Source organism: Streptomyces sp. URMC 126 (assembly GCF_051386555.1).
GTDB lineage: Bacteria > Actinomycetota > Actinomycetes > Streptomycetales > Streptomycetaceae > Streptomyces.
Map to the genome: position 1 here is coordinate 1 of NZ_JBPQTX010000247.1, position 10735 is coordinate 10735.

Annotated in this window: 7 protein-coding genes; 1 reads left to right on the plus strand and 6 read right to left on the minus strand. The window is 74.3% G+C overall.

Annotated features, from left to right (window positions below):
- From mycP to ACSNOK_RS24860, 3 genes are all read right to left on the minus strand, one after another.
- A partial coding sequence (mycP, locus tag ACSNOK_RS24850; protein ID WP_436782987.1) for a type VII secretion-associated serine protease mycosin occupies nt 1–1181 on the minus strand: 1181 nt, incomplete at its 3' end.
- A 23-nt stretch (nt 1182–1204) separates the two neighbouring features.
- Nucleotides 1205–2875 carry a hypothetical protein gene (locus ACSNOK_RS24855; RefSeq protein ID WP_436782988.1) on the minus strand — a complete coding sequence of 557 codons (1671 nt, stop codon included), beginning with the start codon at nt 2873–2875 and terminating at the stop codon, nt 1205–1207.
- A 1-nt stretch (nt 2876) separates the two neighbouring features.
- Entirely contained in the window at nt 2877–3341 is a 465-nt protein-coding gene (locus tag ACSNOK_RS24860; RefSeq protein WP_436782989.1) for a hypothetical protein, read from the minus strand.
- A gap of 318 nt (nt 3342–3659) precedes the next feature.
- On the opposite strand from ACSNOK_RS24860, the gene ACSNOK_RS24865 reads away from it, so the two are divergent.
- A complete protein-coding gene (locus ACSNOK_RS24865) occupies nt 3660–4061 on the plus strand; it encodes a hypothetical protein (protein ID WP_436782990.1) in 402 nt (133 codons plus the stop codon).
- 157 nt (nt 4062–4218) lie between these two features.
- Here the strand turns inward: ACSNOK_RS24865 and ACSNOK_RS24870 are convergent, their stop codons facing one another.
- Genes ACSNOK_RS24870 through ACSNOK_RS24880 form a run of 3 tightly spaced genes read right to left on the minus strand, consistent with a single transcriptional unit; the run spans nt 4219 to nt 10312 of the window.
- On the minus strand, nt 4219–6585 hold the full coding sequence (locus ACSNOK_RS24870; protein WP_436782993.1) for a xanthine dehydrogenase family protein molybdopterin-binding subunit: 2367 nt from the start codon (nt 6583–6585) through the stop codon (nt 4219–4221).
- A 5-nt stretch (nt 6586–6590) separates the two neighbouring features.
- On the minus strand, nt 6591–9389 hold the full coding sequence (locus ACSNOK_RS24875) for a 2Fe-2S iron-sulfur cluster-binding protein (protein WP_436782991.1): 2799 nt from the start codon (nt 9387–9389) through the stop codon (nt 6591–6593).
- Entirely contained in the window at nt 9386–10312 is a 927-nt protein-coding gene (locus ACSNOK_RS24880) for an FAD binding domain-containing protein (protein WP_436782992.1), read from the minus strand. The genes ACSNOK_RS24875 and ACSNOK_RS24880 overlap by 4 nt, the downstream gene beginning before the upstream one ends.
- Nucleotides 10313–10735: the final 423 nt, after the last annotated feature.

The following is a 10735-nucleotide window of genomic DNA, read 5'->3' on the forward strand; positions in this document are numbered from 1 at the left end:
GCCCCGACGACCACCCCGCCGCCGGCCGCCACCAGCACCCAGGTCGTGGTGTCGGTACCCCCGCCACCACCGCCGCCGGACGCCTCGGCGGCCTCGGCCGCCTTCGCCGTGGGCCCCTCGCCCGCCCCGCCCTCGGAGCGACGCGGCACCGGCCGGGAGACCGTGCCCGAACCGGCCGCACCGGTCAGGGGGTTGACGTCCGCGGGCCCCGGATCACCCGGCTCCTTGAGCGCGATCCGCGGCCTCACCACGCCGTAGCCGATCGAATCGGTGCGCTTGGCACCACTCTTCGCCCCTCCGGCCGTATTGATGAGAACGCGGAGAACCTGGTTGGCCGTCCAGTCGGGATGGACGGACCAGAGGAGCGCGGCGGAGGCGGAGGCGAGGGCGCTGGCGTCACTGGTGCCATGGCTCCGGCAGACCCCCGTGCCACCCGGGCAGCTGTGGACCATGTCGTCTCCTGGGGCCGCCAGCGCCACGTGCGGCCCCCGGGACGACTCGTCCGTCACACGCGCGTCCTTGTCGATAGCCCCGACGGCCACCACGCCGGGCGACGCCGCCGGGTACAGGACCGGGTTGCCCTTCTGGGCGGAGTTCCCAGCCCCTGCGAACAACAACTTCCCCTTGGACACCGCGTACCGGATCGCTTCGTCCATCCCATCGCTCTTCCCTGGCGATGCGAACGACATATTGATGATCCGCGCCGGTGAGTCCGCCGCGTAGCGGATCGCCTTGGCGACGGCCTCGTCCTCGTGAAGCCACCCGTCGGTGTCGCTCAGCACGCGAAGCGGGAGGATCTTGGCCCCCGGGGCAAGCCCCCTGGTCCCCGTACCATCAGGCCCCTTGCCGGTGCCGGCGATGATCACGCCCATGGCCGTGCCGTGACCCTTGGTGTCCTTGTGGGCGCCACCCCCGGACGGCAGGAAATCCTTGCCGGGCAGAACCTGCCCCCGCAGGTCCGGCAGCGTGTCGTCGACGCCCGTGTCGATCACGGCCACCGTCATTCCCTCGCCGGTGCTGACCTTCCACATCTCCTCGGCCCGCATGCCGTCCAGATACCACTGGAGGCTCCGCACGGTCTCCGCACGGGCCGGGCCGGTCCCTACGAGGAAGAGAGCCGTGGCGGCCCCCAGTACGGCCGCCCGCCGGAAACGGCTCCGGACGCTTCCGTCTCTGCGCACAACTGCCCTCTTCCTCAAGGAACTCAATCGACTACGGGGGGAACGTTCCCGGGTTCCCCCTGTCCCCACGTCTCCTCTTCCTCCGTGAGGTAGTCGGGCCGGCGATTCCCCTCGGCAGCACCGTTCCGGCTCTGCCGCGCCTCCCCGGAGCCGCGCACCAGCCCCGAACCGCCCTGAGTGAACGGGCGTCCCTCCGAAACGGCACCCCGCGCCGCACGGCCGCCCGCCATTCCCCCGTCCTCGGAGGCCAGGCGACGCCCGCCGGTGCGTGCGGCACTGCCACCGCCACCGCCACCGCCGGGCACACCACCGAACCCCGGGGCGTACCCCGCGCCCGGCCGCCCCTGCCCCGTCGGACCGGTCATCGGTTCGGAGCCGACGACCGTGCCCCTCGGGCCCGTCGGCAGTCCCGGACCGGGGGTACGGGGAGCGGGCCGGCCGCCCACGACACCGTCCGCCGGCGGTCCCGAACGCACCGGGGGAACCCCGGAGACGCCCGGCAGGCCGGGCAAGACAGGGTTCCGGGGCGTGAACACGCCTCCCCGGCCGGGCACCCGCCCCAGCTCGGCCACCGGCGGTACCGACTTCCCGCGCGGGCCGTCGGCGCCCCGGCCGCCGCCCTGCTTCGGTACCGGTGGTACGGAACCGTGCCGCGTCGGCGGGAAGGGCGGCATGCCGGGAACCGGCCCCGGCGGAACGTGCGGGGGCACGGTCGGCCCGGTCGGTGACGGCGTGCCGGGCACGTGGGGGGCCGGCTGCCCGCCATTGGGCACCGTCGGGACGGAAGGCGTCGGAGCGGGCACTCCGCCGTCCACACGCGTCGAGGTGTCCGGGCGGTCGGCGGGGGGAACGGTCGTCGTCCCACCGGACGGCCCCCCGGACGAGCCACTCGGCACCCCTCCGGAGGGGCCGCCACCCGGTACCGCGACTCCCCCGCCGCTTCCGCCGTCCGCGCCGCTCGCGATCGGGGTGGAACCGCCACCCGCCCCGGCAGCCCGCGCCCCGCCACCGCCTCCGAGCGAAATGTGGTCGAAGTCGTCGACGGACTCCTTCGGCAGCATCGTCCCCGGCATCGGCGGGAAGTTCGGCCGAGTCGCCCGGGAGATCTCCTCCCCCGAATCGTTGTACTGATTCGCCAGCTTGCGCAGCGCGGCGGCCGCCTCTTTGTGCGCGTCGGCGATCTTCTTCTCCGCGGCGGTCACCTGGAAAGTGCTCGGTCCGCCCTTGTGGAACGCGGCGACGGTGTCCTTGTTGAACAGGATCGGATTACCGCGAAATCCCGGGTACAGCTTGTCGAACTGCGCGAGCGTCGCCTTTTCCGCCGTCGGCACCGGCGGCATCTCGGTCTTGACGGCCCGGAGCGTGTTGGCGGCGTGCGCCAGCCAGTCGCCGGCCTTCTCGCTGTAGGCGGACAGGCGGAGCGTCGCGTTGCCCATGTCGGCGCTCCAAGTGTGGAAAGCCGTGCCGCCCTCGCTGTGCAGGTCGACCTTGCCCGCGTGTTCCTTGAGGTCGTTGCCGATGTCCCGGATCGTGTTCGCGGCCTCGTGCAGTTTCTTGACGACCTGGTCGATCTTGCCCGCATCAGCGTGCTCGATCATCGCCCACAGCTCTTCGTGGGACATGTTGATGAAATCGGGCACCGGCGCGCGCTCGAACGGCTTGCGGGGGTCCTTGCCCCGGTCCTGGTCCGCCATGTCACATACCGCCTTCGCCATCAGTGCCGCCGCCGACGGACGGCTTCCTCATGTCCACCGATGCGTGCGGATCCTGCCGGGGGTCGTAATGCTTCATCAGTTCCTGCTGCACGGCCAGGATGCGGGCTTGGTGGTGCTTGTCCGTCTCCTGGTAGTCGTTGTGCATGCCGTCGACCGCGACGCTCAGCGCCTCGATCTGATCGGACAGAAGCTGCGACAGCGTCGTCAGGTCCGCGTGCACGTCCTGGTAGGCGCCGTACAACGCGTCGACCGCCTTGAAGTTCCGCCCCAGATGGTCGCGATTCAGCGTCGCGGAGGCCATGCGCGGCGGCGCCGCCTCCGAGTCGCCCAGTTTGATCAGTGCTTCGTCCACCCGCCCCTTGAAGGTCTTGAGCGTATCCAGCTCGACTTTCATCTTGGCGACCGTCGGCAGACCGGCCACGTCGTCCCCCAGCCCCTCGTCCAACCCCGTGAGCCCTACATCGAGCGATGCCAGAGTACCGACAGGGTAGGCACACGTGCACCAGCCGTATTCGCTGGACTCCGTGGGACACACGCCGTCAAACCTGCGAGCCGCCGGGCCACGGGCACACAAGCTGCCCCGGGGGGTGACGTCCGCGACAGTCTCTGCCAAGATCTTGCGTCGGTGCCGAGCGAGTGACGCACAGTCACCCTCATGGGCGTGGCTCGGCACCCGACGTAATCGCTACTCGGCCCATGCAGGAGACCGATCGGGGCGCCTGCGGAGCACCACCGGTCGATCAGGAAGGCTTGAGAGGTCTCCATGTCAGAGGAGTTCGACGCCCAAGCACCGCGCAAGTCAAAGAACGTCGTCGCCTACGAGCGGATCGCCGGCAAGGGTGGCTGGTATGACGAAGCAGGCTGCACCCTGGCCATTTTTCCCATCGTGGCCGCCTTGGTCGGCTTCGGCAGCGACTTCCCGGAAGGTTACGCGACCCTCCCGCTCGTTCCTGTCGTGATCTGGCTGTGGGGTCTCGCCATCCGGCGCGCCTTCCGTCTGCGGCCGTTGTACGGCGACGCTCGCGATTATGTGCGGCGCCTGGTGGACGCCGAGGAAAGGGGCGTGAGGATCCCGCAGCCGTCCCCGGTCTTGCGGCAGATGTACGAAATAGAGAAATCGGGGCGCGAACACCTCGCAAGGAAGGCCCGCAAGAAGCAGCGCTGACACCGCCCCCCGCCATCGGCAGCCCGAAACGCGCTCGTCCACGCCGTTTCACGGCCGTCTCCGGCCGAGGCCGCCGGCCGCCGCCGATGACGAGCTCGTTGCGGGGGCAAGGAAGCCCGAACGCGACGGCGGGCTTCCTTCCATCCGCCCCCGGCGGTCAGCTTCCCTGCGCTACCGCCACCGCCGCCTGGGGGCGGATCGGGAGGCGGTTGACCGGGCGGCCCGTCGCCGCGCGGACGGCGGAGGCGATGGCGGCCGGGGAGGTGACGACCGGGACCGCGCTGATGGCCTTGGCGCCGAACGGGGCGACGACGTCGCGCTCCTCGACGAGCTTGACGATCCGGATGTCCGGCGCGTCCAGCGACGTCGGCAGGGCGTAGCCGCTGAAGTCCGGGCGGCGGACCTGGCCGGCCGAGGTGCGGAGGTTCTCGGTGAGGGCCGCGCCGAGGCCCTGGGTGACGCCGGCCTCGATACGGGCGTGCGCCTGGGCGGGGTTGAGGACGCGGCCGACGTCCTGGGCGACGGCCATCTCGACGACGCGGACAGAGCCGAGTTCGACGTCGACGTCCACCACGGCCCGTACCGCGCAGAAGGCGATGCCGACGAAGGCGTCGCCCTGGCCGGTCTCGTCCAGCGGCTCGGTGGGGTGGGGGCGGCACTGGGCGGTGGCCCAGAGTTCCTTGCCGTCCAGGGCCTCGGCGACGGTGGTGCTGAGGACGCCGTCGTATGACGTGATCTTGCCGTCGGCGATCGTCAGCAGCTCCGTGGACATGCCGAACTGGGCCGCCAGCGGCTGGAGGAGCTGGGTGCGGACCATGCGCGCGGCGCGCTCGACCGCGCCGCCCGAGACCCAGGTGTGGCGGCCGTGGGCGGCCGGGCCGCAGGGGGGCTGGTCGGTGTCGACGGGGGCCACGTACACGTCGGTGATGCCCAGGACCTCCTGGACGATCTGCCGGGCCAGCGTGGAGAAGCCCTGGCCGGTCTCGACGGCGGCGCAGATGACGGTCGCGACGGAGCCGCTGACCTTCACCGTCGCCGTGGACACCTCGTCCGCGCCCTCCGCGCCGAGCATGTGGACCATGCCGACGCCGTAGCCGACGCCGCGCCGGACGGCGCCCGGTTCGCCGGCGCCTTCCAGGCCGCCGGGGAGTAGCCAGTCCTCCTCCGGGTCGTCCACGGGCAGCGCGGGGAGGGGGAAGTCCCGGACGGCGGCGAGGAGTTCGGCGACCGGGGCCGGGCAGGTGACCGTCTGGCCGGTGGGGAGGATGTCACCCGTGGCCATGATGTTGCGCATGCGCAGTTCGGCGGGGTCGATGCCGAGCCGCGCCGCGAGCTTGTCCATCTGGCCTTCGTAAGCGGCGCACACCTGCATGGCGCCCTCGCCGCGGACATGGCCGGAGGGCGGGTTGTTGGTGCGCACGGCCCAGCCCTCGACGAAGGCGTGCGGGACGACGTACGGGCCGCAGGCGAAGGCCACGGCTGCGGCGAGCGCGTCCGACGAGGAGTCGGCGTACGCGCCGGCGTCCATCAGGATCTGCGCCTCGACCTTGACCAGCTTGCCCTCCGCGTCCGCGTGGTGGCGGTAGCGCAGCAGCGTCGGGTGGCGGTGGGCGTGGCTGAGGAACGACTCCTCGCGGGTGGCCGCGAGCTTGACCGGATGGCCGGTGCGCAGCGCGAGCAGGCCGAGCGGCAACTGGACGCCGGAGTCCTCGCGGTCGCCCATCGCGCCGGGCACACCGGTGACGACGATCTTGACGCGTTCCGGTTCGAGCGCGAAGCAGGCGGCGGCCAGATCGCGGTCGGCGTGCGGGTCGGTGGACGCACAGTAGATCTCGACGCCGCCGTCGGGCCGGGGCACGGCGAGGCCGGCCTCCGCGCCGATGGGCGCCGGGTCCTGCCGGCCGATCCGGTACAGCCCCTCGACCACCACCTCGCCGGTGACCTCGGGGTCGCCGAAGCGCAGCGGGATGTGGCGGATGAGGTTGCCGTCGGGGTGCAGCGGCTCGGCGGAGAAGGCCAGTTCGGGGTCGGTGACCGGCTCCAGCACCTCGTACTCGACGGCGATGGCGGCGGCGGCGAGCCGGGCGGTGTCCGGGTGGTCGGCGGCGACGGCGGCGATCGGCTCGCCGTGGTGCCGCACCACGTCGGACGCGAACACCGGACGGTCCGCGACCCGCCGCCCGTGCGCGGCGTCCCCCGGCACGTCGGCGTGGGTGACGACCGCGTGCACGCCCGGCATGGCCGCGGCCGTGGCGGTGTCGATGGAGACGATCCGGGCGTGCGGGTGCGGCGACCGCAGCACGGCCGCCCACAGCAGACCCTCCGCCCACAGGTCGGCGGCGTACGGGAAGGTGCCCTGCGTCTTGGCCGCGGCGTCGGCGGCCGGAACGGAGGCGCCGATGCCCTGCGGGGGCCCGTCGGGCGCCGGCGCGGGCGCGGTGACGGAGGAGGTGACCAGGGCGCCGAGCACACCCGTCACGTCGTCCGGCCCTCCCGAGCCGCCCGCTCCGGCGTTGCCGCCCATCCCCGTCATGCCGTCGCCTTTCCACTGCCGCCGTCGTGCGGCCCCGTCTGGTGCGGGATGCGTCCCGTCGCCGCGTCCTGTTCCCCGGCCGCCTGCTGGTCCTCCTCCAGGGCCGCGGCCGCCTCGGCGCGCTCGTCGGCGACCTGGCGGACGGCCTCCAGGACCCCCCGGTAGCCCGAGCAGCGGCAGAGGTTGCCGCAGATGGCCTGGCGGGTCTCCAGCTCCGTGGGGGCGTGGTTGCCCTCCAGGAGGTCGTGGACCGTCATGGCCAGACCGGGTACGCAGAACCCGCACTGCACGGCGCCGCAGTCGGCGAGCGCGCGCTGGACGTCGGACGGCTGCCCGTCCTGGGCCAGCCCCTCGACCGTACGGACCTCGGAACCGGCCGTCAGCGCGGCGGGCACCAGGCAGGACGCCACGAGCCGGCCGTCCACCTGCACGGAACACGCGCCGCACTCGCCCTGCGAACAGCCGTCCTTGGCGCCGGCCAGGCCGAGGCGCTCGCGCAGGACGTAGAGCAGGGACTCGCCGATCCACGCGTCGGTCACCGGCCGGTCGGTGCCGTTGACGCGCAGGACGTACGAGGCGCACGGGTGCTCGGTGGCGGGCGCCTGCGGCTCGTCGAGCGCGGACGGGCCGGGGGGGTCCGTGAGGTCCGTGGGTTCCGCGGGGTCGGCAGTGGCGGTGGGGCCGTCGAGGTCTCCGAGGCCGGCGCCTTCCGGCTGCGGGACGGAGGACCCGTCGTCGAACGCGCCCTCCTGCTCCGGCCGCCCGGAATGCTCCTGTCCAGGGGGAACGGTCCGGTCGTGCGCCCCGGCGGGCGCGCCCTCCTCGGGGAGGTGCTCCGCGGGGAGGTGCTCCGCGGGCTGCTCCACCGAGGCCGATGCGTCGTGCGGGGCTTGGGGAGCGTGCGAGGCGTGCGCGTCGTACGCGGGCTCCGCACCGGACGCGGCGTCCGGCCCGGACACGGACTCCGGCCCGGGCGCGTGCTCCGGCTCGCCCGTCGGCTCGTGCCCCGCCTGCGGAGCGTGGTCCACGGGGGCGTGCCGCTCGGGCTCGTGCGGTACGGACGCGGCGGCCGGCGCGTGGGAATCGGCGTGCGGCACGGCCTCGGAGGCACCGACGACGTCGGAGGCGGCGGACGCGTCGTGTGCGGCGGACGCGTCGTGTGCGGCGGACGCGTCGTGCGCGGCGGACGGCTCCGCGAACCGGGCCTGCTCGGCGGGCATGGCCGGTTCGGCATGCGCCCCGGGGGCGTCGTGCTGCTCGTACTCGCCGTACGCGCCGTACGCCTCGTCGTACGCGCCCTGCCCCTGCTGCCCGTTCGGGTGTCCGCCCTGCTGGACGTCCTGCCGGCCATCCTGCCGCGCGGACTCCTCGCCGACGCCGTGGCCGCCGTGCGGCTGAGGCGCGGCGTGCGGCTGGGACTCGGACCGCGGGTGCGGAGCGGCGTGCTGCCGCGCGGCGTGCGGAGCGGTGGCAGGGGCGCCCGAGGCGTCGGTCACCACCTCCCACGCCCCACTGGCCGTCTGATCGCCCGTACCGGTGACGTCCGTAGCCGACCCCGGCGTCAACCCGTCACCCGCGTACACGTTCACCCGGTACTCCCCCGACGCGTCGGGCGTGTCGCCCGCCGTCGCGGGAGCGGCCGGGACCGACCACTGCCCGGTCGCCCCCTGGGGGGCGGCCGATCCCTCCGGCCCGAGGTCGGGCTGGTGCCAGGTCCCGGTGGCGGTGTCACCAGGCGCGGGCGCGGGCCACTCCGCGGCCGGGCGTGGGGTGCTGTGCATCGCGTACTCGCCGGACTCGTCGACCGGGTCATCCCCGGCCGCCGGCACCGACCACTGGCCGGTGGAACCGCCGGAGTCGCCCTGCGCGGCGGTGTCCGGCTCCACGCCGGGCGGGTACGGCAGCGGCCACTGCGCGGTGTCCTGCACTCCGGCGGAGCCGTCGGGCCCACCGGACGCGCCCGGCGCACCCGTCCCGGCCGAACCACCCGGAGCACCGGGCACACCCGAAGTGCCGGAAACATCCGGGTTGGCGGACACCGGAGAGCCCACGAGCCCGCCGGTCCCGGGCACACCGGAGCCGTAGGTGCCACCGGCCCCGTACGCGTCCGCCCCATACGCCTCAGCGCCGTACGCCTCGGTGCCGTACGCCCCTTGGGCGTCGCCTTCGGGCACGCCGGAACCGTACGCGTCCTCGGCCGCGGGCCACTCCGCCGGCCCGTCGACCATGCCGGAGACGTACGGGCCGGCCGGCCAGTCGTCGTGCTCGGGCGGCGTCGCGGCCACGGGGCGCGCGCCGGCCTGCTGCGGCACCGACGCGTTCTGCTGCGGACCGGCCTGCTGCTGGTGCTGCTGGTGATGAGGCGCCACGGACTGGTGAGGCACCGACTGGTGTGCGCCGGGATGCTGCTGCACACCCGTCGCCTGCTGCCCGCCGGACAGCCCGGCCGCCTCCTGACCACTCGCATGACCACCCGCATGACCGCCCGGATGCCCACCCGACTGATGGCCGTGGCCGCCGCCCTGCTGGTACCCCACCCCGCCGGGATGCCCCTGACCGCCCGCCGGGTACTGCGGCACCGCGTCCCAGGAGGACGCCGCCGGCGGCGCGTACCCCGTCCCGGGCGCGGCCAGCGGCGCCCAGCCGGTGGACGCGTCGGTGCCGGGGTGCGCCAGCAGTTCGGGCGGGAGCTGGACGAACGCCGTGCCCTCCGCGTCGATGTCCGCGCCACGCGGCATGGGCTGCCAGCCGCCCTCGACGGGCGTACGGGCGTGTCGCTGCTGATCGTCACTCACGCGAGTGCCCTCCCCAGTGCTCGGCGGGCCAGAGTCGCCACGGTACGCCGCAAATGCAGCACGGCCGGCGGCAGGGTACCTTCTCCCGGCCCCTGAAGGGCGTGACCGGCGCCGTCGCCGGCGTCCTGCGGGACGGGCGGCGGGTCGGGGATGCAGGCGGCGGCGACGTAGTCGCCGAAGGCGGTCAGCGCCTCGGGGGCCAGGGTCCGTTCGCCGTCCCAGTCGATGAGCGAGGCGACCCAGTGCTCGGCGTCGTACGGGCGCAGCGGCATCGGCGCGACCGCGCCGACCGCGCACCGGACCATCCGCCGGGCCGGGTCCAGGACGACGGCCACGGAGGCGGTGGCGCGGCCTGGGCCGGTGCGTCCGGTGGCCTTGAGGAAGGTCTGCGGGGCGTGCAGCAGCGGGACGCGGACGTAGCCGATGAGCTCGCCCGGGTGCAGCAGTTCGATCCCGGCGAGCAGCCTGCCGACCGGGATCTCGCGCCGCCCGCCGGGGCCCGCGATGACGAGGGACGCCTCCAGGGCCGCGAGGACGGGCAGCGCGTCACCGGTCGGCGCGGCGGAGGCGATGTTGCCGCCGAGGGTGCCGGCGTTGCGGATCTGCGGGGGCCCGGCGGCACGGGCGGCGGCGGCGAGCGCGGGGATGAGCGCGGCGAAGTCGGGCCGGCCCATGCGGGCGTGCGTGAGTCCGGCGCCCAGCAGGGCGTGGCCGTCCTGGTACTGCCAGCCGCGGATCTCGCTGATGCGCCCGAGGCCGACGAGCGCGGCGGGGCGCAGCAGGCCCGAGTTGACCGCTGCCATGAGATCGGTGCCGCCCGCGACGGGCACGGCGGCGGGCATGGCGGCCAGCGCCGCCACGGCCTCGTCGAGCGAGCCCGGCAACGTCACCGTGTGCGCCGCCTGCGGTGCGTGCGTGGTCAACCCAGCTGCCCCTTCCCCGGTGGTCCCGGCTGTTCCGGCCGTCGCGCCGGCATTCCGCCGTACGGTACGTGCTCACGGTCCGGACGTGGCAACTCTGGCACATCTTCCGACTCCGCCGTCGCGAGGGTCCGCGAACCGCCGCCCGCTCCGGGCCGCCCCGCCCGCCCGGCGCACTCCTCGACCGGTACGGCGGCATACCGACGCCTCGCGGGCCGCGCGGCCTCCGCGGTCCGGGCAGACCTGTCGCCGGCCCGGGCAGACCTGTCGCTCCCGGCGGACCCATCGCTCCGGGCGGTCCCGGCGGTTCCGGTCGGCCCGGTCATCGTCTCGTCATCGTCTCGGCTGCCGCTCCGGCCCTCGTCCCACGCTCGTACCGTCCCGCTCCGGCTCCCACACCCCGCCCGGCCGTCCTCACGGCCGGCG